The 25,898-nt window shown below is 47.8% G+C and carries 26 protein-coding genes; 11 read left to right on the top strand and 15 right to left on the bottom strand.

Translation table 11 applies throughout. The features are described from left to right. The 3 genes from ABJ225_RS18210 to queF form a co-directional block, all read right to left on the bottom strand. Positions 1 to 849 (bottom strand): YitT family protein, encoded by an 849-nt coding sequence (locus ABJ225_RS18210; protein WP_347321275.1) that lies wholly within the window; start codon positions 847 to 849, stop codon positions 1 to 3. Positions 850 to 1,022: 173 nt separating this feature from the next. Next, a complete protein-coding gene (locus ABJ225_RS18205; protein ID WP_347321274.1) occupies positions 1,023 to 1,913 on the bottom strand; it encodes an EamA family transporter in 891 nt (296 codons plus the stop codon). A gap of 118 nt (positions 1,914 to 2,031) precedes the next feature. Further along, positions 2,032 to 2,529 carry a preQ(1) synthase gene (queF, locus tag ABJ225_RS18200; protein WP_048006792.1) on the bottom strand — a complete coding sequence of 166 codons (498 nt, stop codon included), beginning with the start codon at positions 2,527 to 2,529 and terminating at the stop codon, positions 2,032 to 2,034. 261 nt (positions 2,530 to 2,790) lie between these two features. On the opposite strand from queF, the gene ABJ225_RS18195 reads away from it, so the two are divergent. From ABJ225_RS18195 to ABJ225_RS18180, 4 genes are all read left to right on the top strand, one after another. After that, positions 2,791 to 3,441 (top strand): cobalamin B12-binding domain-containing protein, encoded by a 651-nt coding sequence (locus tag ABJ225_RS18195; RefSeq protein ID WP_053071995.1) that lies wholly within the window; start codon positions 2,791 to 2,793, stop codon positions 3,439 to 3,441. A 128-nt stretch (positions 3,442 to 3,569) separates the two neighbouring features. After that, a complete protein-coding gene (locus ABJ225_RS18190; protein WP_048006791.1) occupies positions 3,570 to 4,070 on the top strand; it encodes a hypothetical protein in 501 nt (166 codons plus the stop codon). A gap of 18 nt (positions 4,071 to 4,088) precedes the next feature. Further along, positions 4,089 to 4,646, top strand: a complete 558-nt coding sequence (locus ABJ225_RS18185; protein WP_048006790.1) for a beta-class carbonic anhydrase — start codon at positions 4,089 to 4,091, stop codon at positions 4,644 to 4,646. Between the two features lie 188 nt (positions 4,647 to 4,834). Further along, the gene (locus tag ABJ225_RS18180) at positions 4,835 to 5,305 is read left to right on the top strand and encodes a DUF6434 domain-containing protein (protein WP_347321273.1); all 471 of its coding nucleotides are present in this window, start codon (positions 4,835 to 4,837) and stop codon (positions 5,303 to 5,305) included. Here the strand turns inward: ABJ225_RS18180 and ABJ225_RS18175 are convergent. Beyond that, on the bottom strand, positions 5,284 to 6,003 hold the full coding sequence (locus tag ABJ225_RS18175) for a 5-formyltetrahydrofolate cyclo-ligase (protein WP_079514750.1): 720 nt from the start codon (positions 6,001 to 6,003) through the stop codon (positions 5,284 to 5,286). The genes ABJ225_RS18180 and ABJ225_RS18175 overlap by 22 nt on opposite strands. Before the next feature lie 188 nt (positions 6,004 to 6,191). On the opposite strand from ABJ225_RS18175, the gene ABJ225_RS18170 reads away from it, so the two are divergent. Together ABJ225_RS18170 and ABJ225_RS18165 are read left to right on the top strand one after the other, a co-directional pair. Then, a complete protein-coding gene (locus ABJ225_RS18170) occupies positions 6,192 to 6,698 on the top strand; it encodes a peroxiredoxin family protein (RefSeq protein WP_347321272.1) in 507 nt (168 codons plus the stop codon). A 169-nt stretch (positions 6,699 to 6,867) separates the two neighbouring features. Beyond that, positions 6,868 to 7,887 carry an NADP-dependent oxidoreductase gene (locus ABJ225_RS18165; RefSeq protein WP_373921159.1) on the top strand — a complete coding sequence of 340 codons (1,020 nt, stop codon included), beginning with the start codon at positions 6,868 to 6,870 and terminating at the stop codon, positions 7,885 to 7,887. Positions 7,888 to 7,911: 24 nt separating this feature from the next. On the opposite strand, the gene fosB is transcribed toward ABJ225_RS18165, so the two are convergent. Next, positions 7,912 to 8,349, bottom strand: coding sequence for a metallothiol transferase FosB (fosB, locus tag ABJ225_RS18160; protein WP_079514749.1), 438 nt, complete (start codon positions 8,347 to 8,349; stop codon positions 7,912 to 7,914). Positions 8,350 to 8,483: 134 nt separating this feature from the next. On the opposite strand from fosB, the gene aldA reads away from it, so the two are divergent. After that, positions 8,484 to 9,929: an aldehyde dehydrogenase gene (aldA, locus tag ABJ225_RS18155; protein WP_079514748.1), complete on the top strand. Its 1,446-nt coding sequence runs from the start codon at positions 8,484 to 8,486 to the stop codon at positions 9,927 to 9,929. Positions 9,930 to 11,564: 1,635 nt separating this feature from the next. Here the strand turns inward: aldA and ABJ225_RS18150 are convergent. Continuing rightward, complete coding sequence (locus tag ABJ225_RS18150; RefSeq protein ID WP_347321271.1) at positions 11,565 to 11,744, bottom strand: hypothetical protein; 180 nt, start codon at positions 11,742 to 11,744, stop codon at positions 11,565 to 11,567. Between the two features lie 139 nt (positions 11,745 to 11,883). Between ABJ225_RS18150 and ABJ225_RS18145 the strand changes: the two genes are divergently transcribed. Next, complete coding sequence (locus tag ABJ225_RS18145; protein WP_347321270.1) at positions 11,884 to 12,426, top strand: GNAT family N-acetyltransferase; 543 nt, start codon at positions 11,884 to 11,886, stop codon at positions 12,424 to 12,426. Between the two features lie 94 nt (positions 12,427 to 12,520). On the opposite strand, the gene ABJ225_RS18140 is transcribed toward ABJ225_RS18145, so the two are convergent. The 5 genes from ABJ225_RS18140 to ABJ225_RS18120 form a co-directional block, all read right to left on the bottom strand. Then, entirely contained in the window at positions 12,521 to 14,434 is a 1,914-nt protein-coding gene (locus ABJ225_RS18140) for a BglG family transcription antiterminator (RefSeq protein WP_056532917.1), read from the bottom strand. A gap of 68 nt (positions 14,435 to 14,502) precedes the next feature. After that, positions 14,503 to 17,133: a mannosylglycerate hydrolase gene (gene mngB, locus ABJ225_RS18135; RefSeq protein ID WP_347321269.1), complete on the bottom strand. Its 2,631-nt coding sequence runs from the start codon at positions 17,131 to 17,133 to the stop codon at positions 14,503 to 14,505. A 91-nt stretch (positions 17,134 to 17,224) separates the two neighbouring features. After that, a complete protein-coding gene (locus tag ABJ225_RS18130; protein WP_056532911.1) occupies positions 17,225 to 18,337 on the bottom strand; it encodes a PTS fructose transporter subunit IIC in 1,113 nt (370 codons plus the stop codon). A gap of 19 nt (positions 18,338 to 18,356) precedes the next feature. Beyond that, a complete protein-coding gene (locus tag ABJ225_RS18125; RefSeq protein WP_048006779.1) occupies positions 18,357 to 18,677 on the bottom strand; it encodes a PTS fructose transporter subunit IIB in 321 nt (106 codons plus the stop codon). 5 nt (positions 18,678 to 18,682) lie between these two features. After that, entirely contained in the window at positions 18,683 to 19,141 is a 459-nt protein-coding gene (locus ABJ225_RS18120; protein WP_079514742.1) for a PTS sugar transporter subunit IIA, read from the bottom strand. A 202-nt stretch (positions 19,142 to 19,343) separates the two neighbouring features. On the opposite strand from ABJ225_RS18120, the gene ABJ225_RS18115 reads away from it, so the two are divergent. Then, entirely contained in the window at positions 19,344 to 20,138 is a 795-nt protein-coding gene (locus tag ABJ225_RS18115; protein WP_056532902.1) for a VLRF1 family aeRF1-type release factor, read from the top strand. Positions 20,139 to 20,234: 96 nt separating this feature from the next. Then, positions 20,235 to 20,522: a hypothetical protein gene (locus ABJ225_RS18110; protein ID WP_053428774.1), complete on the top strand. Its 288-nt coding sequence runs from the start codon at positions 20,235 to 20,237 to the stop codon at positions 20,520 to 20,522. Between the two features lie 159 nt (positions 20,523 to 20,681). Here the strand turns inward: ABJ225_RS18110 and ABJ225_RS18105 are convergent, their stop codons facing one another. Then, a complete protein-coding gene (locus ABJ225_RS18105) occupies positions 20,682 to 21,482 on the bottom strand; it encodes an RDD family protein (RefSeq protein WP_056532896.1) in 801 nt (266 codons plus the stop codon). A 101-nt stretch (positions 21,483 to 21,583) separates the two neighbouring features. Between ABJ225_RS18105 and ABJ225_RS18100 the strand changes: the two genes are divergently transcribed. After that, positions 21,584 to 22,558: a stage II sporulation protein M gene (locus ABJ225_RS18100; protein WP_056532893.1), complete on the top strand. Its 975-nt coding sequence runs from the start codon at positions 21,584 to 21,586 to the stop codon at positions 22,556 to 22,558. Here ABJ225_RS18100 and ABJ225_RS18095 read toward each other — a convergent pair. Genes ABJ225_RS18095 through ABJ225_RS18085 form a run of 3 tightly spaced genes read right to left on the bottom strand, consistent with a single transcriptional unit; the run spans position 22,538 to position 25,894 of the window. Continuing rightward, positions 22,538 to 23,896 (bottom strand): DUF58 domain-containing protein, encoded by a 1,359-nt coding sequence (locus tag ABJ225_RS18095; protein ID WP_082529589.1) that lies wholly within the window; start codon positions 23,894 to 23,896, stop codon positions 22,538 to 22,540. The two genes, ABJ225_RS18100 and ABJ225_RS18095, sit on opposite strands and share 21 nt — an antisense overlap. Next, on the bottom strand, positions 23,847 to 24,773 hold the full coding sequence (locus tag ABJ225_RS18090) for an AAA family ATPase (protein WP_056532881.1): 927 nt from the start codon (positions 24,771 to 24,773) through the stop codon (positions 23,847 to 23,849). Before ABJ225_RS18090 ends, ABJ225_RS18095 begins: the two co-directional genes overlap by 50 nt. Continuing rightward, on the bottom strand, positions 24,770 to 25,894 hold the full coding sequence (locus ABJ225_RS18085; RefSeq protein ID WP_056532875.1) for a DUF4350 domain-containing protein: 1,125 nt from the start codon (positions 25,892 to 25,894) through the stop codon (positions 24,770 to 24,772). Before ABJ225_RS18085 ends, ABJ225_RS18090 begins: the two co-directional genes overlap by 4 nt. Positions 25,895 to 25,898 lie beyond the last annotated feature (4 nt).

The following is a 25,898-nucleotide window of genomic DNA, read 5'->3' as shown; positions in this document are numbered from 1 at the left end:
TTATGCCAAACGTTTAAAGTTTTGACCAAGGATTTCATTCATTGTATGGGCTGTAATGAATGCCTTGTTGTCTGTTTTCGTGATGAAGCCCTTTAGTCGGGAATAATCCTTGCGTCCCAAGATCGTGGTAATGACTTCCTTCTCATCAGAAGTGAAGGCACCTGTTGCCGTATGGACCGTTGCACCCTTCCCAAGCTCATGGACGATATACGACTTGATCTCCGTGCTGTGGCGGCTGATGATCACCACTTCCTTATTGGTATTGAATTGTGAAAGCACATAGTCAATCACCAATCCATTCAGGATCACCCCGAAGAACGCGTACATCCCTACCTGTGGACCGAACAGGATCGTCGAAGAAAGTGCGATGGTCAAATCCGAAAGCAGGACGCCGCGCCCCACTTCAATATTGAAGTATTTGTTCAGGATCATAGCGATGATATCGGTTCCTCCGGTGGAAGCGTCCTGATGAAATACGATTGCCATTCCGATTGCGGCGATGCATTGGCCGATGATGAGCTGGATAAGGACATCATTTGATAGCGGTGCATGGATCGGCGCAACCGTTTCAAGAAGCCACACAAAGAATGACAGGGCGAAACTCGCATACACTGTTTTTGCTCCGAAGCTGAAGCCAAGGAAAATCAGACCGACTACAAACAGGACCAGATTGATGAGAATCATGAATAGCCCCAGCGACATACCCGGGAACACGTGATTCATGATAATCGACAAACCGCTCACTCCTCCAGTCGCTAAATCATTGGGTGATAAGAAAAAATGAACGTTGACCGCCACCAGTAATGCCCCGACGTTCATCATCAAGAATGAAAAAATCTTTTGCCGCATCTCCGCAACCTCCTTTATATGAATTATCCGTGCTTTTAAAAAGTTGAACAACGCGCATTATAAAGCCCTTTGCACCCCTTTGTAAAGGGAAGCCGGTTTAATAAATAAGGTTTAATAATTGCGACAATTGAAAGGGTTTTAAAAAGGAAAAACCGCGAAACGATCCGGCGGCTTTAACTAAAACTTTTCTTTTGTCCTGGCTGTATTTGTGGGATGATGATTCCTGCCAAAATCAGGGCGATCCCCGCAAATTGAAAGACGGCCACCTGCTCATGAAGGATCCACATGGCGGCCAGGATGGCGGCAGGAAGCTCCGCTGCCCCCATGATCGTCGACATACTCGAATCAAGATGTGGTGTACCAATGGCAAAGAAGACAACTGGAAGGATGTTTCCGAATATGGCCACAAGCAGGCCGAAATCCGCCATTTCCATGACTTCGGACGGCTGCTGAATGAAGGAAGGCTGAAACACCGCCAGCACAACCAGTATGCCGCCCAATGAAATGATCATGCTTTTCTGGAAGGTTGGTACACTTCTCGCTGCCTTTCCGCTGAAAAACATGAACAGGGCAAACGTGACGGCAGCACCGAATCCATATAATAATCCAAGCGAGTTACCCGTCCAGTCGAAGCCCCGGGATGAACCAAAGCCGCCGGCGAATAACGTACCGATCCATAAAAACAGCACCGAAACCAGTTTCTTTTTTGAAGGTAGTTTCCTTATATAGAGGGCTTCGATCAGAACTCCGATCCATGTGAATTGAAACAGCATGACGACGGCGATGGAAGCAGGGATGAGACTCAGACTCATGCCATAAAAGATCCCCGTTAAACTTAAAAACACCCCTACCCCCAATAGCGCAGCTACCTGTCCGGCCGTCATCTTCACCTTGCGTGTGAATAAAAAGGCGGCGAACAGCATCACCAAGCCGAATAAATATTGAAGTCCTGTGATATCCGGGACCGAGTAGCCTTTTCCCAGACCCAGCTTCACAACCGAGGCGTGGATGCCATAGCTGCTTGCCCCGATGAGCACGCATAATGATGCACGATATGATTTCATATTGCTTCCCTTCTTTTCTGCATTTCTATTCCCCCTATCAGGGAGCCACTTCCTATTTTACTAGATTCAGCAAGCTGGAGACATAAAAAAAGACGATCGCATTGGATCGCCTTCACCATCAACGATTGTCAATGGTTTCAGGATACATATCATGATTCATCAAGCGATGAAACGCCATTTCCTCATATTTCGTACCCGGTTTCCCGTAGTTGGTGTAAGGATCAATGGAAATACCGCCACGTGGCGTAAATTTGCCCCAGACCTCGATGTAACGTGGATCCATGAGCTCGATCAGATCATTCATGATGATGTTCATGCAATCTTCATGGAAGTCACCATGGTTACGGAAGCTGAACAGATACAGTTTAAGCGATTTGCTTTCCACCATTTTCTCGCCAGGGATATAGCTGATATAGATGGTGGCAAAATCCGGCTGACCGGTTTTCGGACAAAGGCTAGTGAATTCCGGGCAATTAAATTTTACAAAGTAGTCCCGGTTGGGATGTTTATTATCGAATGCTTCCAGGATCTCCGGAGCATATTCGAATAGATAGTTTGTACCTTGATTCCCTAAAAGGGACAAGTCTGTAAGATCTTCATCTTTTCTGCCTGACATGAAACGTCCTCCTTATCAGTCGTACGAGGCATGGAACCGGTATCCATTGCAAATGCACCACATGTTTGGTACGCTTGAATGATAGTTTCAGGCGTAAAATTCACATTTGCCCCATGGCCTGTCGACTGGTTGTTCAAGCGTTATCATAATGGAAATCCATTCAAAAAGTCAACTAGTACAATTGTGTGATAGAAGAAGGATTTTCAATTTATTTATGGAATATAGAGTAAGGTATTTTTCACCATCTCAGGAGTGATGAAGATGAATCAGCTAGTCCAGACTTTCACGAAGTCAATCCTGCAAGGGGACGTGCATTCATTGCTTGAACTACACTCATCAGCCATCGAATCGAAGATGGACCACCTGTCTTTTTATGAAAAGGTCGTCAAACCTTCCATGTATCGAATTGGTGAAATGTGGGAGAAGAATCAAATCACTGTCGCTGATGAGCATCTAGCCACAGCCACCTTGAAGTATCTCCTCTCTTATCTGATGAATGAACATAAAGCAGGGAAAGATCAGCCGAAGGCCCTCCTATTCTGCATTGAAGGGGAGCAGCACAGTCTCGGGCTCGAATTGGCAAATGAAATCTTCAAAGAACATAAGTGGAACACCCGTTTCTTAGGGGCAAATGTTCCCATCAAAGATGCCGTCACGTTTATTGAAGCCTGGCAACCGCAGATGGTCGGGATTTCAATCGGGATGACCACTGAGCTGGGCAAACTGAAAACGTGCATCGAATCGATTAGAAAAGTAAATGAAAAGATTAATATAGTAGTAGGGGGAAGGCTTGTTGCCCAATATAAATTGGACTTCCTTGAGAAGGAACAGGTAATGACCTTCAATGATCTGGATGAATTGAACAGCCATCTTGCCGACCTTTCGAAACAATCCGTGTCACTGGAAAGCTGACCTCCTCCACCACGAGCTTTGCCAATCATAAAAGGGCCTCCCTGAATGTTATCCCACATGTCACCTTACCTCCAACACCAGTAAGGAGGGCAATGACATCCATACTCCCTTAATCTAGGAGTGATCATGTGGAAAACCTGCACCTATGCCCTATCCCTTACCTGTTGATCGATCGGAAGTTCAACGTGATCGATGCCTCCAACCCTGGTTACGAATTCCTTGATATCGGCGAAAATTTCCTTTCCATCGTCGAGGAAGAGAGTTCACCGAAATTTGCCCGAATGATTCATAAGGTCCCAGACGGTACCATGGAGCTCAATTTGAAGAAGGACAATGCCTTTGGTTTATTCGACCTCCATTATCGATTCTCTGATCATCACCAGCATTATCACGTTGCCATCATCTCAAAGGATGATCAGTACCAAAAGGTATCAGACAAGATGAATGGTCTATTTGACTTGATGGGAAACTCTCCTTTTCCAAGGAAAAATCCGAATGGAAACGAAGCTCTTGCCAAGGTTTCCTCCCTTTATTTAAAACTTTCCAATACATCGGACTGGAATCGACAAGAAGTGATGGATAAAATAAAAGAGATTGAAACCCTGCTTCAGCAGGAGTTGACTAATTAGCGAAAGGGAGAAGAACCAATGACTCTATTGAACACCATCCTCGACTACAACGAACAATTCGTGGAAGAAAAAGCGTATGAGCAGTACCGTACCACCAAGTTCCCGGATAAGCGGCTCGTTATCCTCACATGCATGGATACACGTCTGGTGGAACTACTCCCTAAATCCATGAACATTAAAAACGGCGATGTGAAAATCGTCAAGAATGCCGGTGCCATCCTTACACATCCATTCGGAAGTATCATGCGCAGCCTTCTTGTTGCCGTGTATGAGCTCCAGGCAGACGAAGTCATCGTCATCGGGCATCATGACTGCGGCATGAGCGCAATCGACAGCCATAAGATGGTCGATAAGATGAAAGAACGCGGTATCAGCGAGGATACGCTTGGAACGCTCAACTATTCCGGCATCGATCTACACGACTGGTTAAAGGGCTTTGACTCCGTTCAAGAAAGCGTCGCCCATAGTGTTGATATGATCAAGAATCATCCGCTCATGGACAAGAAAACGCCTGTCCACGGACTCGTCATCGACCCGGCAACCGGAAAACTGGATCTTGTTGTCGACGGATACTAAGCCATTGACCGAACACCTGCCTGAGGGCGGGTGTTTTTTTCTTCCAATAAAAGAACAAGCGTTCTATACTATAAGAATAAAACCACTATATGGAGGGAATACCATGAGGCCTGAATTATCGAACAAACCAGTTCAGAGAGTACTATTGGCTAAAATCAGAACTCCAACTGTTCTGCAGATCCATAGGGATGAGTGCAGCCGGATCCAAAGAAGAAATCAGCACGCGCATCGGTCATTTCCTTGAAACCGGGATCAAGATGAAACCTGCCCGGGCTACCAGACCAAAGGCCGTTCAACCGGTGACCCTCTCCCTTGATACGATCATTCCGGAAGGACATCGATGCAGTCAGCACGTGCGGTCCTTCTTCCAGTCCGTCATCCCGAACTTCCATTTCAGTACCTTTATCCAAAACTACTTCAGGGCAAACATCGGGAAGACCTATCGGGATGCCGTTCAAGCTTGGCATGAAGAGGAGAAACGGAAAAAAGACCCGTCCTATGAACGGGACATCTCATCGCAGTTTGAATATAACCGCTTCATCCGGGACTATTTCAACGACCCGCACAACACCGGTCACAGCAGAGACAATGCCATAGCTGCCTGGAACGAGGTGAAATCTAAGCCCGGAAGCAACCGCTATTCGCGGTCCCGGGATTGATGATGTTCCAGTTCTCTCAGGATCGGCATGAGCTCCTTCTCTTCGTCTGTCACATGTTCCCATTGTATCCCAGCAGGCTTTTCATAAGGTGTATTCGTCTCCAGTACCCCTTCTTCCGTCACAATATAGTCGACGGCCAGGTCGAATGAATCTCTTGGGATGTCATCATCCACAAGCTGGGCACTATGAATCGTTGTGACGACGGGTACTGCCGGGTTTCCGATTTCCCTCAGGATCGCATATTCACGATCGGCATACCCTTCCCCCTTACCCAACCTCCTTCCGTCTTTATGGATGGCTACTGACCCTACAACGATTAAATCAATGGTTGGGATCCCGGACAGAGGAACGACCCGTCCATACGCGTTCATATGTTTGATGCTTGCCGCCTTACGTGCTTCTCCTTCAGGAACATCTTCTGGCCTGATCATCACAAACCCGTCCTTCAAGCGGGGAGTCGGGATCAAAAGGATTTTCCCATCCTTCAAGACCGATGCCCTCAAAGGAAGCTGCGGTGCATCGGGATTCACCTTGATGACGCCTGCACGCTTATAGATATCCAACTCCCTTACAAGAGCGGCCGACTTCTCTGCCCCCTTCACATTCGGGATTCGATTTGTCAGAGGAAACGGGAATCGCCCCAGCTTTTCGTCCGTCAGCTTTCCCCATACTTTATGCCTGATTTCATTTTTATCCATATTACCCTCCCCTTCTTATCCGGAACCTATAACACAAAGGTTCTCGGACTATTCAATCATAGACTAACATACCCCCATCAAGCACATCGCCCATTCCTTCTATGTTTCAACTTCATAAGAGCGGGAAAAATAAGGACTGTAGATACGAAACATGCAAAACGTGTAAACCAAACAGGAGGAATGTAATCATGGCAACGTTTCAATTAAAAGATACAGTACCGGATTTTGAACTTCCATCCGTAGCAGGTGAAACATTCAGTTTTAAACAACATCAAAAAGAACATGACAGCTGGCACCTCATCGTATTCTTCAGGGGATCCTGGTGTCCCGTCTGCCAGGAAAAGCTTCGTGAATTCCAGGCAGGTAAGGAGTACTTCGAGAAGCACAGCGTCCATATCATCGGGATCTCCAGCGACTCCCTTGATAACCTGAAGGAAATGGTCGATAAAGAAGATATCACCTTCCCGATTCTATCAGATGAAAAATTGGAAGCCATCAAGGCATTCGATGTATTTTATCACGGAGAAGATGCTCCATATGAAGATCATGGACAGCACGGTGAGCCGGCCTACTTCCTGGTGAATGAAAAGGGAGAAATCCTTTATCAACAAAAACAAACCGGTCCATTCGGCCGCCCGCATCCGAATGAACTCCGTAAAACAATCAGCTACATCCAGAAGAACATCAAGGAATAAACGAGGAGCCGGTTTGATCACTCAAACCGGCTTTTTCTCAAGTCTTATTCTTTGTTTAGGGATTCCCATTTATGTTACGGTATCCATGATCCTTAATTGAGGGGTCAATTGCATGAAAAACATCCTATTGCATACACTAGATTTTTAATAATGAAGAGGAGGATCAGCCATGTTGCCAGACAAGCAAAAACAGATTCAACTTGTATCGCGTCCAAATGGAACACCTGTCGAATCGGATTTTCACTATAAGGAAATTGACGTACCTCGCCCCGACCAAGGACAGGTTCTTGTAAAGACCCTTTATCTTTCAGTCGACCCTTATATGCGTGGCCGCATGTCAGATGCCAAGTCCTATGTAGAACCTTTCAAATTGAATGAAGCCCTTGCCGGAGGCGTCGTAGGTGAAGTTGTCGACTCACAATCCGAGCATTTCAAAAAAGGCGATTTTGTCGTCGGCATGCTTCCTTGGCAGGAATATTCCTTGGCAAGCGAGAAAGCCGTGCGCGCCATCGATCCTGATGTAGCACCGATTTCAACTCACCTGAGTATCTTGGGCATGACAGGTCTCACCGCCTATTTTGGCCTTCTTGATATCGGTCAACCGAAAGAAGGGGAAACCGTTGTTGTATCCGGAGCTGCCGGTGCAGTTGGGTCGGCAGTTGGTCAGATTGCAAAGATCAAAGGCGCCCGCGTGGTAGGGATTGCAGGATCTGACGAGAAAGTGAACTATCTAAAAGAAACCCTTGGATTTGACGAAGCCATCAACTACAAAACGAGTAATATCCAAGAGTCCCTCGAAGCCGCCTGTCCCGATGGAATCGACGTTTACTTTGAAAATGTCGGTGGGGAAATCGGAGACGCTGCACTCAGCCTCCTGAATAAACATGCCCGTGTGCCCGTTTGCGGAGCGATCTCTTCCTACAACAAAACAGAAGAAGACCTAGGTCCGCGCGTGCAGTCAAGATTGATCAAAACGAGCGCCCTTATGAAAGGATTCGTTGTGAACGATTATAACGATCGTTTCAAAGAAGGAGCATCCGACCTCGGCAAATGGCTGAGCGAAGGGAAACTTCAATACGAAGAAACGATCACCGAAGGATTGGACAACGTAACAGAAGCATTCCTCGGATTGTTCGAAGGGAAAAACCTCGGTAAACAGCTTGTAAAAGTAGCTGAACCCGGCAAGTAATAATGAAAGCCATGATCATCTCGATCATGGCTTTTTTCTATCATCATAAAACTCCATATGTTTCTTTTCTTCACGGTAATAGCTTAACCGTTCCTCTAACGTTCCTGTATGAAATTCAAACTTATGACCATCGGGATCAGTGAAATAGATCGACTCCTTATCCCTGGAATCCCGCTCCCTTCCCCCAAGGATACACGCTCCGCTTTTTACCAGACGATCATACATGGTATCCATATCTTCTTCCTTAACAGAAAAAGCGATGTGTGTATAGGAGTGGTGAATATCCTGCCGCGGAATATCCTTTTCTTCATTCAGTGCCAGCCACATGCCATTCAAGTCAAAGTAGGCTGTCGATCTTCCTTTCACCAAAAGATCCGCATGAAATACTTCTTGATAAAAAGCAATCGATTGATCCAAATCCGATACAGAAAATAAAAAATGGTTCAATCCTTGAATCGCCATATCCCTACCTCTCCCCCTGTTTTTTCATTATACTACCATATCTTTTCACTCCATTCGACCTATCCATATGTTTAGTTCCAGACAGTGTAAGGGAATAGTATAGGCATATTCAAAGACTTACGAGGAGGATCTTCATGAAACAGTATCAGCTATACATTAATGGTGAATTTGTAGATAGTTCTTCAGGTGAAGTATCAGACGTCATCAATCCTGCCACGGAAGAAGTCATTTCCAAAGTCCCAAAAGGAACTGAAGAAGACGTTGATCAGGCAATCGACGCCGCTCATAAAGCATTCCTATCGTGGGAAAAGGTCCCGTCCACTGAACGTGCATCCTATCTCCACAAGATGGCCGATAAATTGGAAGAACGGAAAGAACATTTCGTCGAGATGCTGACGGAGGAAAACGGGAAAACCGTCAAAGCATCCGAAGACGAAATCAATACGGCGATCGACTACTTCCGCTACATGGCAGGATGGGCCCTCCGCTATGAAGGCGAAATCCTCCAAAGTGAGCGTTCGAACGAAAACATCCTAGTTTATAAAAAACCGATCGGCGTTGTATCCGGGATCGTCCCTTGGAACTTCCCGATGTTCATTCTTGCAAGGAAGGTGGCACCGGCCATCGTAACTGGTTGTACTATCGTACTCAAACCTAGTCAGTACACGCCGAATACAGCCTGTGAATTTGCCAAGATCGTCGATGAAATCGGCCTTCCAAAAGGTGTCTTCAACCTTGTAACCGGAAAAGGATCCGATATCGGAAACCGTATGGCCGGTCATCCACGGGTCGGACTCGTGACGATGACAGGAAGCTATCCTGCTGGATCCAAAGTCATGGAAGCCGCAGCCAATTCCATCACGAAGGTAAACCTTGAGCTTGGCGGTAAAGCACCGGCCATCGTGACGAAGCACGCCAACATCGACCTTGCCGTCGACCGCATCAAAACCTCACGGATCACGAACTCTGGACAGGCTTGTACGAATGCAGAGCGTGTCTACGTACACGAAAGCGTGGCGGAAGAATTCATTTCCAAGATCACCGAAGCTATGAAAAACACAACGGTCGGTGACCCTACAAGCCGTGACAGCGACATCGGACCCCTCGTAAACAAAGACCGGATCGAAGAAGTATCCGAAATGGTGAACAATGCCGTTGAGGCAGGCGCCCGTATTCTTACAGGCGGTAAGGTAATTGACGGAAAAGGCTTCTACTTCGAGCCGACTGTCCTGGTCGACGTGAAACAGGATATGGAAATCATCCAGGAGGAAATCTTCGGCCCTGTGCTCCCAATCATGACCTACAGCGACTTTGATGAAGTCATCGAATTGGCCAACGATACGGAATATGGATTATCCTCTTCCATCTTCAGTGAAAACCTGCATGAAGTCATGAGGGCTGCCAATGAACTTCACTACGGTGAAACATTCGTCAACCGTGAAAACTTCGAAGCCATACATGGGTACCACGCCGGACGCGGACAGTCTGGACTGGGCGGTGCCGATGGGAAGCATGGACTTCATGACTATTTGGAGACACATGTCATCTACCTTGAGTATGATGAAAACTATAAAGGGTAAGGAAAAAAGCACGGACCGTCTATCATGACGGTCCGTGCTTTTTTATCTTTATGAATGAGCAAAAAAATATCGCACAGGATGCGATATTTTAAGAAATGATGAAAAAGCTGGCCATCATGATGACAAGGAGGATGACCGCTACTCCGGAAGTCATCCATAAGATGTCATTGAAATCCATCTTTGTTTCCAAAAGTCGATCTCTCTTCATGCGTGCACCCCATTCCCTACTTGCTTCTCAATAATCCCAATGATAGTAAATCCAGATACGGATGACGTTTCGTCTTTGCATGTGGTACAGGTAAAAGCTTCTTCCATTGTCGACCTGTACTCACTAGAACACTGCCTACATTGAAGAATATGTAAGTCCATCCGGTCACCTTCACAGTCAAATTTTATCCGTTCTTTTCCTCTATTCAAGTAGGTCAACGTTCATCTTCCCCTATCGTTGTAAGTAGTACTTATTTACCCGACTTTTAGGGGATAAAACATATTTTAGAAGAGGTGGAAGAAGAATTAATCGGTTCTTGGTGGGTCTCTAGTACTCTCTTTGTGTAGGAGTAGGGATCGGCTGATTCTATATAGGGAATCAGCCTGCTTTATTTGGGCGTGAAGGAAGAATGGGTCGTTCCGTTTCGCTACGGCCACCCGCTTTTCATGGGGCGTGCGGTGAGCCGCTTCGGCAAGCCTGCAGGGTCTCACCCTGCCCGCTTCTCCCATAGGAGTCGGGTGGCCTTCGCTGCACTGCACTTTGTGTGTTGGAGTGGTATCCGATTGATTCGGTGCAAGGTAATCTCCCTATTATAAAAGGATTAAGGCAAGGCGTACTATGTTATGTGAATATGAGGAAGAGATGAATCCAAACAGGGAATCAACTCCCTATATTTAAATGAGATTGAGGGGAGAATGGGTCGTTCCGTTCCGCTGCGGCCACCCGCTTTCCATGGGGCGTGCGGTGAGCCGCTTCGGCTGGCCTGCAGGGTCTCACCCTGCCCGCTTCTCCCATAGGAGTCGGGTGGCCTTCGCTGCACTGCACTATGTACAAATCGATGAGCGTTGGCTAATTCTCAAAAGGAATTCTATGACCTCCAATAGCATTAAAATACATTCTTCTTCAACTAGTTTTAGACAAAGAATGATTTAGATCTCCCCTGCTATCCTATTGGATCTATTGAAGAAGTATAGCCTACTCAACTAGCACTTAGTGGACTGAAGCAGAAGGGATTTGACTCCTGTGGAAAAGGAGGATGATCGAGACCCCGCAGGCACGAGGAGGCTCGACTTGCTCCCCGCGGAAAGCAAATCCCTGTAGCGAAAGGGAACGGACCAGTCTTCAGGAACATTCCCCCTCACTATCAATGAAATGATGAGTTTAAAATTCGAATGGCTTCACATCCTGATCTATGAAAGAGCAATCCATCGCATTTCTAATCACCATCACAGAGTGCACTGAAGCGGAAGGGATTTGACTCCTGCGGAAAAGGAGGATGATCGAGACCCCGCAGGCACGAGGAGGCTCGACTTGCTCCCCGCGGAAAGCAAATCCCTGTAGCGCAAGGGAACGAACCACTTTTTCATGAGCTTTCCCCCTCACCATAAATGACGTAAAGACGATAAAAAACGTAATGACTTCTCCTCTTATTCTATGTAATAGCAGTACATCGCATTTCTAATCACCATCACAGAGTGGACTGAAGCGGAAGGGATTTGACTCCTGCGGAAAAGGGGGATGATCGAGACCCCGCAGGCACGAGGAGGCTCGACTTGCTCCCCGCGGAAAGCAAATCCCTGCAGCGAAAGGGAACGGACCCTACCCAAAGATACCCCCCCTACCAAGAATGCTTATCACCCAAACAAGGACTCTTTCACTTTTTATGGAATTATAAAGAGAGGACACATCAACAATCGGCTAAAAAAGATCGAACCCAAAACCAGACCAGAAAGGAAGTGCATACGATTGACTCACGAAAGCAAACTCATCATCTCTCCATTAACCGATGATCTAATAGAAGACATTAACAAAACAAACGACCCCTTCAGAATATACGGCCGAGTCGTCCCCCGCTTACAATCCGGGAAGTGGTCCTACGAAGAAGTTCTTTTTGATGAAGAGACAGAAACGCGGTTCCCCGACGACCACCTTGAATGGGACCAGTATATCGACCGGGAGGACAAAAAAGTTTTCTTAGCTTATCTGAACGATTCCTGTATAGGGCAGATTCGAGTCGTGAAAGAGTGGAATCGATTCTGTTACATCGAAAACATCGCAACGAAACGAGAATACCGAAGCAGCGGTGTCGGAAAGGTACTCCTACATCAAGCAGAGGAATGGGCACGGGAACGAAGTCTTATAGGCATGTCCCTTGAAGCACAGGATGATAATCTCGATGCATGCAGATTTTACGTGAAACAAGGGTTCAAGCTGGGTGGAGTTGATACTCTAAAACAAGCGTACAACCCAAATATCGACGCCACTTTATACTGGTACAAGTTATTCTAAGACACAAACAGACAGCCGTGAAGGATTCGGCTTTTTTCATGACTCACGCTAAAATGTAGAAACCACCCCGGGCATCAAAAACCGGGGTGGTCTCTTATTTATCCATGATGACGTTTGACAGGGCAACGAAATCTTCGAAAAAGCGGCACTTCAACAGCTCCTTGTACTTCTTGCTTTCGGTGAATTCGATGAAGAGATCATAGATTTTGGTTGCCTCTTCGTAGTTTTTGTTCCCCATGGCGATAAGGAACACGACACCTACTTCATGCCCATCATTCCATTCGACCGGGTGATCGAGGATGGCGATATTGATGATGGTTTCCTTGGCGATCAGTCCCAGCGGATGCGGTATGGCGATCCCTTTTCCAATCGCCGTGGAACCGAGGGACTCCCGTTCAAGAACCGATGCATGGAAATCGTGATCCACGAAGTCTTCTGCTTCCAACTGCTCACTCATGCTTTTCAGCAGGCTCTCCTTGTCCACCTTATCTTCTATGTGGCGGAACAGAATCGGTCTGAAATAGGTCGTGAGCATGGTCGATTTCAGGATCGACTCATTCATAATGGCTTCTACTTGCTTTGATTCATCCTCTGTCAGGAAAGGACTGACAATCGCCACCGGTTTGTTCTTTTTGGACAATTTCACTGTCGAGATGACGATGTCTTCACTGATGCTCTCCCGATGTTCATATTCATAAAGGGAAATGATATCCGTAATCACCAGGTCCCTGAACGTGGCACGCAGCTTCGTTTCCAGGAGACGGGCGGTTCCAAGTCCTGTCCCGCATACGATGAGCGCCACTTTTTTTCGGTCTGACTCAAGGAAGTACTTCCGCTCAAGGGCTGCCCCGATATGAAGGACGAGGTAGCCGAGCTCATCGTCGTTTACCGCGCTCGGAAATCGGTCCTGTACTCCCTTCACCGCCCCTAAAGTGACCTCATAGGCCACGGGATAGTTGATTTTGATATGATCCAGGAGAGGGTTCTTCATATTCATATTGAATCGGATCCGGTAGAACATGGCCTTGAGGTGAGAGATAAGATCCGATTTCAACTGGGTGTCGGATCGGAGGTCATAATGATGCCGCTTATAGATATACTCAAGCATATCCATGACGAGCTCATGTTGCTCATCTGCCATATAGTCTCCGTCCTTCACCTTTGGGCGCACCTTGCTCATGATCTGCAGCAGGAAGTAAATCTTCTCCGCATCGGAGAATTCGAGGGAGAATGTTTCCTCAAGTTCACTCACGATAGTTCCCGCCAATTGCTGATAGTCGACCGGTGCTTCAAATGTGGCAAACACTGAAATTGGGTGCTCTGTACGGATTCGTTCAATAGATATGGCTGTATGGATGATGAGATTTTCCAGAGCGATATCCGGCAGATTCAACGAGTGCTGCCTAAACTGAGCCGTCAGGATAGTGGAAATCTTCTCTAACTCCTTCATGTCAAAAAAGCGATGAAGGGCGCTGGCCCGACCGATTTCGGAGGAACCTTGCGATAGATTTTTCGCAAGGCAGAATCGGATGTTCTTTTCTTCCCCGTCCACTCTTACCCCGTGGCCCGGTTTTGACGACAGTTCCAGATGATACCCTGTCAGGATTCTGCGAACGTTTTTCATATCATTGTTCAACGTGGCCCTGCTGATGAACATCTGATCGGCCAGGTCTTCGAGCTTCGTGTATCCTTTTGATAATAAAAGGGATTTCAAGATGTTTTGAACGCGGTAGTCCGGGTCATCCTGCACCACGTTCTGGCGGTTGAATTGTTCACATAAGCCATCAAACGCTTCTTTTTCCCATACCAGAAGGTGATATCCTTTCTGCCGCTCAAGGGCTATCTCTGCTCCATAGGGTGCAAGACTGTCATTGAGCTTTTTGATATCGGTTCTGATGGTGCGCGTGGAGACTTCAAAATGGGATGCCATCTCATCAGGCAGCCATCCATCCCTCTCCAGGAATGATTGAAAGATTCCGGCAAGGCGTTTATTCAAGAATAAATTCAATTGCATCTCCTCTTTTCGACTGCCACCCAACGTGAACAATCATAGGGGGGATACCCCTATGATTGCATTCATTTTATTACGTAGGTTTGAAGCTGACAGTGTGACAAGTCCGTGATGTTTTCCATAGCTGTTGTTTCGTTCAGGGCGACTGCTTCCAACGTGCGATTCTTTACATCGACCGTCGACTTTGAAGTCTCGTATGGATTGAAGCATCGCAGGATGTAAGCATCCGACCGTTCTGCTTTCTTGATGGCACTCACTGCAGCTGTGTGGTCAGGGCTGACTTCAAACAGGCTGTATTCCTTTTCATACTTCGCTTCTTCATCGCGATTCGAGAAGATCAAGCGCCCATTCAGGAAGTCTGCCAGTTGATACACCGCAAGCGGCGACAGGTACTCCTTCGCTGTCCTCACAAGCTCTGCATCATCAAAGCCGCCTGTATTCATCTGGTATGCAAAGGTGAACTTCAATTCACCGATCATTTGTGCATCCGGAGTTTCGATGATTTTCTCTCCAGAAGCACGACCAGGTCTGTATAGCAGATCTTCTTTGCCCATGTATCCGAACGTACGGAACAGGGTGAGGGCAATCGTGTCATAATGCTCGCCGATGATTTCATACTCACGGACTCCTTCTGTGAAGACCGTGAATCCATGCCCCTCATCATGCAAGTTCACGAAACTTTGCATCGGTTCGATGGAAATCGGCTTTTCCTGCCACTCTTCTTCTTCCCACACATCCAGCTCCGGAAGGGCAACTGGTCTCTTGATTATACCAAAAGGCTGATCTGCATAGGAGAACCTGGACGCAATATCCGTTGCGAATACTACGCGGAGACGATGGCTTAGTGCCTGGTTATCCAAGTCGACGTTAAAGTGGATAAGTGGATCTCCGGAACGAAGTGAAACCGTTACAGACAGAGGCATATCCACAGAGCATTTCCCATTGGCCCGTTCTTCCAAGTCACGTGGTACTTCCATCAACAGATTGATGTTCATGATTTCCTCTACGGCATTCCTTCCCACGTCCACCGTTCCGTCCGACCCGACAGAGCTGATGATCAGATCTTTGCGTGGCGGTGAGTAGTTGTATGAATCCCCATCGTCACCGTTTTCTTCGAAGATCATTTGATTTTTATAGACGCTTCCTGTCGGCTTATGCGTAATGGTCAGGGTGCAATCATCCTCAAATTGAATGCGGTAGTGGTCATTTTCAATCGCATCGACTTTTTCATTCGGCTGATCTCCAAGTTCGTTTTCTTGCAGATCAAAGTAGAACTGCGAATATCCGAGGGACGGGATCTCATTGACTTTGACGACCAGTTTTGCTGCATATACCTTCTCAGGCAGATAGACTTTCTTGCTTGGATTGAGATAGATATGCTGATTGAGCACATAATCGGTCAGCTCGGTTTTTTCCTTGATCGTGAAAGGCAGCTGTTCACCGTTTACATCACGGATCGTGAATTCCTTCTCCGGAAGATAGGCGTCGAATTCCACAAACCCCTTCCGTGCATAAGGAACCGCATTGAATACTGTGAAGGAGAAGGTTTCTTCTTGATTGATCTTCTGAGCAATCATGCGCATATGAAGCTCAAGGAGATTGTCCCCGAGATCCCGCGCCTGCTTGTACCGGAAGAAGACATCCTGATTGGTTGTATCACTGTTGCAACCACCAATGCTGTCATGGGCGGCATTTTCGAACATGAGCTTCCAGATCTCCGCTACAGTCTCATGAGGATAGTCGTGCCCGAGGGAATGGCTGATTGTGAGAACAGGCTCGAGGGTGTTCGTAATGAAGTTCTCGATTTGGTTGTTCAATTGCTTCAGGTCCGCCCTCGTCGAGAAGATGGTCTTATGGATCCGGCTGTGCTTCCCTTCTGTCAGTTCTCCTTCCAATACCGGCAGTGAAGTGGCGGATTCTTTGATTTCCTGGAGGAAGCGCTCTGGCTCGTTCAGGACATACTCACGGTCTTCATCGATTTCGTTGAATCGATTGATGAGCTCAGGCAGGTTTTTGCGGATCGGGGCCTGGTCGAAACCATTCGGGAAATAAACATGCTCCGTAGATGCTTTTGCTTCGAGCTTCCCGACTTGTTCATTGAGATACGGTAGAATATCGTCCTCGCCTTCAGGGATATTGCCTCCGTAGTAGTAACCGAATGGAATCTGAACAGCGAAGACTTCACTGCCATCTGATCCCTTCCAAGTAAACTCCGTTTGCTTCAGGCGATTATCGGCAACCCCTCTCCAGAAGAGGAATGTATCGATGCCGAACTGCTTGTAAATCTGGGGCATCTGAGCCGCCTGGCCGAATGCGTCGGGCACATAGCCGACAGCCATGGAGTGACCGAAAGATTCCGCAATGCTTTGACCGTAGTAAAGGTTCCGGACGATGGATTCGCCGGAAATGACAAGCTGGTCGGTTTGCGTATACCAAGGGCCGGTCATGATGCGCTTAGCTGCAATCAACGCTTCCAGTCTCTCCTTGTCTTCTGGATACCATTTCAAGTAATCATCAAGGAGTGATGCCTGCGCATCCAGCAGGTAGTACTTAAACTCTTCGTTGTTTTCAAGTGTTTCAAGAACTTCCTTCACCTGTTTCGCAAGATAGATTTTGGAACGGGACGTTGTGAAATACCACTCGCGATCCCAGTGTGTATGGGGAATGACGTGTACTTTTGTTTTTGCTTTCAACATGATGACCTCCTGAGGAGAAGAGATTCCTCTTCCTTTATGAGTGATCTTGGAAATAACCCTGTCACGGATCTCTCCGTGACAGGCGGTTGATTTATTCTAAAACGAGCTCGATCTCGTCCTCTTCTGTTGGTTTTGTCGTTTTGCTTGTTTTCACTTCTTCTTCGTCATTGAAGTTACCTAGGAGTACCGCACCGATTGCGATGATGAGGGCTCCACTGATTCCTCCGATCAAGTATGCGAACGGATTACCGATGGAGATGGCTCCGTAAAGACCACCGATCGGTGGCATCTTGTCAAAGGCGCCGAGCAGGATCGTGATGGCTGCACCAGCGGCACATCCGATCATATTGAGCGGAATCATCTTCAATGGGTTGCGGAGGGTGAATGGGATCGCCCCTTCCGTGATGCCGATCATCCCCATGATCCAGGCACCGTTCCCTGCTTCACGGAACGTTGCGTTGAATTTGCTTCTTCGGATGACGGTCGCAATCGCATAGCCGAGCGGCGGGATGCAGATTGCGATGTTGATCATGATGTTCGGAAGATAGATACCGGAAGCCAATAGGGCGTTCCCTGCCATCCAAGCTGCCTTGTTGACCGGTCCACCAAGATCGAAGCCGATCATGGCTCCGAGGATGACAGCTAGAAGGACTTTGTTCGTTCCGCTCTGGGTCATGCTATTGATCCAATCGATCAGCCCCTGATTCAGTGCACCCAGAGGTCCACCCAAGACAAGGGCCATGAGGATTCCCGTGAGACCGACGGTGATGAGTGGAAGGATGATCAACGGTACAGTGCTTGCCGCTGCTCCTTTGATCTGAACTTTGTTCTTAATGAGGATCGTGAGGTAACCGGCAAAGAATCCGGCAATCACGGCTCCAAGGAATCCTGCATTCGTACTGATGGCCAGGCTTCCACCGACAAATCCCGCGGCAAGTGCTGGCTTCCCGCCGATTGAATAGGCGATGTAAGCAGCAAGAATCACATTGAGGAGTCCGATTGCCGTCCAGCCGACTCCCTGGAAGAGGTACACATAATGCAGGAAGCCTGATGCGTCTGCATAATCATCGAGGTTGCTTACCCCGAATCCGAACCCGATCATTTTCGCAATTGCGACCACCAGTGATCCACCGATGATGATCGGTAGGGCGAACGATATACCTGTCATCAAGTGCTGTTTTGCTTCCGATAACCACTTTTTCATCTTAAGTCCCCCTTTGGCCCTATGCGTTTGCTTTTTGAACGGCTTCTACCGCTTTTTGAAGAACAAGCTCTGCTTTACTGACTGCCTGACCAATTTTCACCCGCACGATGCGTTTGCCTTCGAAACGTTCCATATCTTCAATCGCCTTATCTGCTGCGATGATGACGAAATCTGCTTCCGATGCTTCCAACGGGGTGATTTCATTTACTTTCCCTAGGGCTCCCTGTTGCTCGATCTTCACATCATACCCAAGCTTCACTCCTGCTTTCTCCAAGGCTTTCGCTGCCATCGGTGTATGGGCCAATCCTGCAATACATGATGTTACGCCTACGATTTTCATAGCGGTCACGCTCCTATTTGATTAGTAAAATACTGATAAAATTCTTCTGCTGTCTCGAGGCTCTCCAGCTTCTCTTTGAATTCATCTTCCAATAGATTCGTTGCCAGGGAAGCGATGACTTTCAAATGAAGATTCTCCAGATTACTGCTCGGCATGAGGATCCCGAAGACGTACTTCACGTCCTTTCCGTCCAGAGAGTCCCAGTCCACTTCATTCTTTAAGCGGATGAAACAAATCCTTGCCTCCATGACGGCGTCGCTCTTCGTGTGGGGCAGGGCGACGGATTCTGATAGTCCGGTGGAATATTCCTTCTCCCGCTGCCAAAGATCCCTCACCAATGCTTCTTTATTATCTGTTATGTTGAATTTGACCGATACATCGCCGATGAAGTTCATGATATCTTCTTTCGTTTTGAACTCCTGTTCCAGGAAGATCAGCTCCGGTGATAGTAGCAATTGTGTCACCCCTCATATTGTTGTCGTTTGCTTATGAATCTATCATAATGAAATCGCTATCATAGATGAATATAAAGAATTTCCAAAACAATCGGAAAAAATGTACACGAAAGATTTGACACACTATTTACATACAAATTTACCTATATATGTTTAAAGTAGTTCCCCTCCGTTTAAATACATACCATACACTGCTTAAAGGAGGAGTACCATGAGTTTCCCAAAACTGATGAATAAGTTGGAGAACCTGCACCTGCACACCCCCGATAAGATGCTGACCGTGTACTTGAATACTGACCGGAGCGATCCCGATCAGCAGGGTGGAGAATGGAAAATCGCCTTGAAGAACGGATTCAACCGGCTCGAGGAATACCTGGAGAGCGCCCCTGAAGAACAGGAACGTTTGAAGGATCTCCGTCCGAAAGTCGAAGAATATGTGCACAGCAAGGAGCGTGAACTGCCCCGGAGCTTCATTTTTTTCGCCTCCCGGGACAGCGGCATCTGGGAAGCCATCGAGCTTCAGGTGCCGGTGGAGACCAACTTCTATTGGGAAGAAGATCCTATGCTTGACGGTCTGAAGGACCTGCATGAATCCTACCCTCATACAGGTCTTATCCTCATACAGCAAAATCAGGTCAAGATCCTGACGTCTGCTTTCGGCAACCTCTTATCGAACGAATCCATGGAGTTCGATCTCGACACCGATGACTGGCGGAAATATGAAGGTCCACACCACGCAGACGCCAGCATGGGAAGTTCCAAGTCGAACCAAAAAGAAGAGTTCGAAAACCGGGTCAAGGCCAACCAGCAGCGCTGGTGGAAGAGTCTCGCCAGTATGCTCGATAAAAAAGCAGCTGATGAGAAGTGGGAACGAATCGTCCTTGTCGGCAACAAGGAAGAAGCAGCCGTCCTGGAGGAAAACATGAACAAGGAAGTACATGAGACAATCGGAAAGAATCTCCTCAATGAAAATGAACATCACGTAATCGAAAAAATCCTCGCGTAGAACGGAAAGATCCCGCCGGAAACCGGCGGGATCTTTCATTCTTTCATGCACATCCGCCCACTCCATTCATACACTGAAAACAGGAGGTGTGCGCCTGTGCTATCACGAATTAAATGGTTATCTTTTTCAATCGAGCTTTTCTTGGCCGTACCGATTTTCGGGAATCTTGCCGGTGAATCCATCCCGTATCTTCTCTGTCTCATTTCCCTGTGGCACCTGGGAGTATTCTTCATTTCCCGATCGGATGACCAGCCCGTTCTCGGAAGTGTGCTTGGAATCATCGCTTCCTTCCTTAACTTCTTCCCTGTCATCCGGCTTATCGCCCATGCCATCACTGCGATTGTCCTCATTTTTGAAATTCAAAAGGCTCCTGGTATGGAGTGATAAACTCAAAAAATGGAGAATAATGGTTTCATTATTCTCCTCCAAAGTAAACCTACATAAAGGGAAACTTCAGGGTCTTTCCTCCATGCAACACGGGGATTCCCCCACTCCGACACAATAAAAAAAGCCCTATGCAGTGAAACTGCATAGGGCCCTCTTCTATAATTCATATTCCCACTCATCGCGAAGCTTCAAATAAAGGATCAGCAACGTATTCTCTAGCTGCTCATACGTCTTCTGCTCCTTGCTCAATTCAAGCTTCGGAAACAAAACGGTGGCTATCTTCTTCGTCAGCTCGTTCCTTTTCTCGAGGGGCAGATTGGTGAAGCGTTCTGCGTACCCTTTCAACAAGGTCCAGTCCCTCTCATTCAGCTGCTTCATATTCCATTCCTCGATCTTAAGATCTTCACTCTTGAGATTCCTTCTTTGAATCTCCTTGTCCAGCCTGCTCATCCGCTTACTCTTGGCCCTTCGCTCATGAACCACGATCGTTCCCGCAACGAGGTCTCCAAGACGTTTATGTTTGGGATGGGCATACACCATGATCATTCCCAGTACATAGTAAGCAGGCAGTTGATCGATGATCCTCATCAAGTTCCGGATCACTGAAGAAAGAAGCGTGATACGATGGCCATTCTCCTGCATCACATGGATGCCGAGTATCTTTTTCCCGATGGTCTTACCGTTCCAAAAGTACTCAAGACCGGCAAAGTATCCCCAGTTAAGGATGAACATCACGATCACCACGCCCAAAATCAGATAAGGCGATACAGATCCAAGACCTAAATACATATCGAATCCCCATACGCCTAAGAATGTGATGAACAGGATCAAAAGAGCGACGACGGTGATGATTGCCTGATCAATGATGAGGGCCGCCGCCCTGCTTCCAAGTCCCGCCGGCTCAAATTTGAGGGAAACGTATTCGGGGGTTTTGACTTCCACTTTTTCTTCCATCATGAAAATAACCTCCTTTCTATTGAATTTCATGCGAAACAGTTTCTATTTTTTCCTAAAATTACTATAATAAGAGGTATCATTACCGACAGGAAGGTGTGCTCATGAACGTCAAACAGTTCGTTAAACAACATAGGGAAGACTGGAAACGCCTTGAAGAGTTGGTGACGGTCCTCCAGAAAAAGAGAAATGCCTCCGGGGATGCCATCCGGCGCTTCAATAAGCTCTATCAAAAGGCGGCCCAGAATCTCTCATACAGTCAGACCTATTATCCGAAAGAAGATGTTACTCAATACTTGAACGGCCTTGTATCCCAATCCCATAATCTGTTATACAATGACCAGCTATCGAGCGGAAAGCAGGTACGCCGATTCTTCTCCACTACGTTCATCGGACTACTCCTTGAACAGTGGAAAGCTGTCGTTATCGCCATGGGACTGTTTTTCCTAGGAGCAGCAGGGGCGTTCATCGCCGTCATCGGCGACCCCCTCGCCGCTTATTCCATCCTGCCTGACAGCATGGCCCAAACCGTCGATCCTTCTTCAACCGGTGAAATCGATGGAAATGTGGACTCCCCGACCATGTCGGGAGCCATCATGACGAATAATATCCAGGTTTCCTTCCTTGCATTCGCAGGCGGCATCACGTTCGGTCTGTTGACAACCTATGTGCTGATCTATAACGGCATCCTCCTTGGAGCCCTTGCTGCCGTGTTTACCAATGCCGGACACACCTATGAATTCTGGGCGTACATTCTCCCTCATGGAATGATCGAGCTTACAGCGATTTTCATCGCCGGCGGTGCAGGGCTTCTCATGGGGTATAAACTTTTTGTACCCGGCACCCTTTCAAGGGGCTATCATCTAAAGGTGCAGGCCAAACGATCGGTCCAGCTCGTTCTCGGAACGATTCCGCTGTTCATCATCGCTGGCCTCATCGAAGGATTCATCACACCGGCAGCGATTCCCCTGTCAGTGAAATATGGAATCGCCCTGGTGACCGTTCTGGGACTCATCCTTTATGTCGCCATCGGAAAGCTCCTTTTAGGAAGAAACAGATTACAAGAGACCTCTGTTTAACACATCAATATAATGGGAAACGGCCGTTGAAGCCAGTTTCTCCTCACGGGCCTCCAGCATATGGAGGCCTTGTTTTTCCCATTTTATCTTTTCTTTTCTCTTCTCCATGATCTGTTGCTGCGCCATGCTCTTGATCATGGTCGCCTTCACATTGGCAGGCTCATCCTTGCTCCTATTTATGACCGTCTCATCTTCCACTCCGATTGTCAGGAATAAATGCTGCCTTCTCAAACGTTGGAAATGAAAGAGGAGACTATCTTCATTCAAGAATGTGTGCACATCACTGAATAAGAGAAGGAGACTGCGCTTTCGCTGCACCGACTGGATATGCTGGAACACAAGGGCATAGTTTGATTCTGCCGCATCCACTTGAAGCGAGTAGATCTGCTCCAGGATCGTCTGCATATGCCCCATTCCTTTTGCCGGCGGAACATATACTTTGATTTCCCGACTGAAGCCAATGACGGATACATAGTCACCGTTCTTCAATGCAGCCGCCGCTACGGTCATGGCAGCTTCGAGTGATTTCTCCAGCCGATTCCCTTTTTTCAATTCTGCCCCCATCATCCGTCCGCAATCGATGAGGATCGTGATGTACTTCCCGTGTTCCGGCTCATACTCATTGGTCATGACTTCCTGGAGCTTGGCTGTCTGCCGCCAGTTGATCATACGAGGGTCATCGCCCGTAACATATGTCCGGATCTTGGCAAACTCCCCTGACCCGCTCTTTTGTTTCCTGATTTTCTGCCCTTCATACATAAGGTACTGCTGGGCGTCTTCGAGAACCTTCCTCGTCTCTGTAAGATCCGGAATGACTCGAACCGCGTCGTCCGTTTCAAATGTCTTCTGCTTTGCCCATAGTCCCAATCGGCTCCTGTAGCGAAGGTAGATACAACTAAGATTGTAATCACCCCGGACGGGCGCAATCATATTATAGCTTCCGCTTAAACTGCTGGAAGCCGGGATTTTCCCTTTCAGGGGGAAACGCGCCTCAAACACTTGCGGGAGCCCGTCCTTCAGTTCGATGAGCATCTCATGATGGGAAGCGTTATGGATGTGAAGGTCCACTTTATATTCCAGCCCCCGTTCCAGCTGATTCTCAATCTGCCTTGACATCCCCACCTCTTTCTTCTTAGGTGATAGAAGGAGATCGCACAGGCTGAGACCGATCAGGAGTGCATCGATGAGGAAAACAAGTGGCCACGGCAGACCGAATCCCCCCGCTACGATCAGGAGGATTGAAGCAATACCGAGTACGATTAGAAGTTTTCCTGTCGGAAGGATTCCCTTATCTTGGAACAGTAACCGACCCAACAAGTTCCTGGATGATTTGGTCAACGGTCAATCCCTCCAATTCTACATGCGGGGATAGCTGGATCCTGTGCCTTAGAGCTGGTTTTGCTACAATCTTAACGTCATCCGGAGTCACGTAGTCCCTCTCCTGAAGGTATGCCCATGCCCGTGCAGCCCGCGCAATGGAAATGGCGGCACGTGTACTTGCTCCGAAGCGGATCGATTCCGTCTCACGGGTACGCCGGACGATTTGCATGATGTAATCCAGTACGGCATCGTTGATGGTCACCCCTTCTATTTCATTCCTGATGGAGAGGAAGGTGGCCAGGTCCATGACCGGTGCATCTGACTCTGTGCGGATCCCGGCAATCACCTGGGCCAGCACTTGTTTCTCTTCTGCAAATGCAGGGAAGTCAATATCGAGCTTGAAGAGGAATCGGTCCTGCTGGGCCTCCGGAAGAGGATACGTCCCTTCGAACTCCAACGGGTTCTGCGTTGCAACGACGAAGAATACTTCTTCGAGGGTATACGTCTTCCCTTGGATGGTAACCTGTTTCTCCTCCATCGCTTCCAACAGGGCAGCCTGGGTCTTTGCTGGTGTCCGGTTGATTTCATCCGCTAATAGGATGTTCGTGAAAATCGGTCCCTTCAGAGTCTGGAAAGAGCTTTCTTTCATATTGTAGATGGTGCTCCCCGTAATATCGCTCGGGAGAAGGTCCGGGGTGAACTGGATCCTGTTGAATCCTCCGCCGATCAGTCTTGCCAGCGTCTTCACCATCTGTGTCTTACCCGTACCCGGCACACCTTCCACGAGGACATGTCCTCCTGCCAGTACAGCAGATAGCAATAATCTCAGGTTCGTAGATTGACCGATGATTCTCTCTTCATATTTACTCAATAGGACGTTTATCTCTTGATTCATAGATCCTCCACCTCTTTCCTCAATTCGTCAATCACTTGTGACCACTTTACGTATTCCACTTGATCCAACCTTGCTCTCTGCAGGACGACCGGAAGCCCCTCTGTGATCGCCATGATCTTCTTATCCGGGAGAAGCTTGACCCTTCGCTTCAGGGAATCCTGTATATCCGGCCACTCCTTTGATGTGGGGATGCCCCAGCGGTCTTGAAGGGATTGCCTGACATAGTCCGCCTGCATTTGGAGGGATTCCTTATAAAGCTTCCTCCTTATGTACCATGAGCCCAGTGCCCGGATCCGTTCATCGCTGAACCTGACTGTTTCCTCTCTGACCGTTTCAATGGGGCCGAATCGTTTCCCTTTCAGCCAGAGCCAGAGGATGGTCAAGATGATGGCCTGCAACAAGAAGATGAGCATCCACTGCGGATACACCAGTACATCCCGCAGTCCTGAAGTGCCGTAGTGATAGTACTCATCAAACAGGATGGCCTCTTTATTATCGGCACCTGCTTCTCTCAGGAGGGTCAGGAGAATGGGAAGATGTTCCTTCTTCAGGATCGTGTTATTGATGAACCACTGTGGATTTGTCGAGACAATGAGTTCGCCGTCACCAAATTCGCGCTTCGTCGCAACGGCTCCTTCCCGATCACTCAGCAGGACTACATCGTCTTCCGGTATGATCCTTACATTCGAGAGCTCGCCTGTTCTGAAGAGTCTCTGCCCCAGACTGACATTGTTTGTAAACTGGTCGGTATACTCCGTTTCGATTCCGAATAATCCATCCGGGTCTTCTTTGATGAGCAGGATGGTATTCCCTCTTTCCATGAACTCCTCATACCCTTGGATTTCCTCCTGGGTGGGGAAAGAAAAAGGTTCGATCATGATCAGCAGCTGATCCGACCCATCCGGAAGACGGTCAGAAGGCAACTCCCACCGCGATACTTCCGGTGCTTCCTGCCCAAGGTACGTATAAAGCGCTTTTGTTCCTGTCGGGGAGGGTGATTCGGAAAGGAACGGCTTATAGTCCTTCGGCTTGTCTCCTGATAGGAGGACGCCCGCCGTCAGGAATAGTGCGATGGCAACGGCAAACCCGATCCATCCTTTAAGATTTGACAATCGTTTCAATGCT

The organism is Rossellomorea sp. RS05, from assembly GCF_039822645.1.
GTDB classification, from domain to species: domain Bacteria; phylum Bacillota; class Bacilli; order Bacillales; family Bacillaceae_B; genus Rossellomorea; species Rossellomorea marisflavi_B.
This window is presented reverse-complemented; position numbering and strand designations above follow the sequence as displayed.

What these genes read in the sequence shown, in the direction of transcription:
- ABJ225_RS18195 (WP_053071995.1), top strand. Translation starts at nt 2,791, where the DNA reads ATGAATCAGCTAGTCCAGACTTTCACGAAGTCAATCCTGCAAGGGGAC.
- ABJ225_RS18115 (WP_056532902.1), top strand. Translation starts at nt 19,344, where the DNA reads ATGAGTTTCCCAAAACTGATGAATAAGTTGGAGAACCTGCACCTGCAC.
- ABJ225_RS18090 (WP_056532881.1), bottom strand. Translation starts at nt 24,773, where the DNA reads ATGAATCAAGAGATAAACGTCCTATTGAGTAAATATGAAGAGAGAATC.
- mngB (WP_347321269.1), bottom strand. Translation starts at nt 17,133, where the DNA reads ATGTTGAAAGCAAAAACAAAAGTACACGTCATTCCCCATACACACTGG.
- ABJ225_RS18165 (WP_373921159.1), top strand. Translation starts at nt 6,868, where the DNA reads ATGTTGCCAGACAAGCAAAAACAGATTCAACTTGTATCGCGTCCAAAT.
- aldA (WP_079514748.1), top strand. Translation starts at nt 8,484, where the DNA reads ATGAAACAGTATCAGCTATACATTAATGGTGAATTTGTAGATAGTTCT.
- ABJ225_RS18210 (WP_347321275.1), bottom strand. Translation starts at nt 849, where the DNA reads ATGCGGCAAAAGATTTTTTCATTCTTGATGATGAACGTCGGGGCATTA.
- ABJ225_RS18125 (WP_048006779.1), bottom strand. Translation starts at nt 18,677, where the DNA reads ATGAAAATCGTAGGCGTAACATCATGTATTGCAGGATTGGCCCATACA.
- ABJ225_RS18185 (WP_048006790.1), top strand. Translation starts at nt 4,089, where the DNA reads ATGACTCTATTGAACACCATCCTCGACTACAACGAACAATTCGTGGAA.
- fosB (WP_079514749.1), bottom strand. Translation starts at nt 8,349, where the DNA reads ATGGCGATTCAAGGATTGAACCATTTTTTATTTTCTGTATCGGATTTG.
- ABJ225_RS18170 (WP_347321272.1), top strand. Translation starts at nt 6,192, where the DNA reads ATGGCAACGTTTCAATTAAAAGATACAGTACCGGATTTTGAACTTCCA.
- ABJ225_RS18205 (WP_347321274.1), bottom strand. Translation starts at nt 1,913, where the DNA reads ATGAAATCATATCGTGCATCATTATGCGTGCTCATCGGGGCAAGCAGC.
- ABJ225_RS18130 (WP_056532911.1), bottom strand. Translation starts at nt 18,337, where the DNA reads ATGAAAAAGTGGTTATCGGAAGCAAAACAGCACTTGATGACAGGTATA.
- ABJ225_RS18100 (WP_056532893.1), top strand. Translation starts at nt 21,584, where the DNA reads ATGAACGTCAAACAGTTCGTTAAACAACATAGGGAAGACTGGAAACGC.
- ABJ225_RS18105 (WP_056532896.1), bottom strand. Translation starts at nt 21,482, where the DNA reads ATGATGGAAGAAAAAGTGGAAGTCAAAACCCCCGAATACGTTTCCCTC.
- ABJ225_RS18180 (WP_347321273.1), top strand. Translation starts at nt 4,835, where the DNA reads ATGAGTGCAGCCGGATCCAAAGAAGAAATCAGCACGCGCATCGGTCAT.
- ABJ225_RS18175 (WP_079514750.1), bottom strand. Translation starts at nt 6,003, where the DNA reads ATGGATAAAAATGAAATCAGGCATAAAGTATGGGGAAAGCTGACGGAC.
- queF (WP_048006792.1), bottom strand. Translation starts at nt 2,529, where the DNA reads ATGTCAGGCAGAAAAGATGAAGATCTTACAGACTTGTCCCTTTTAGGG.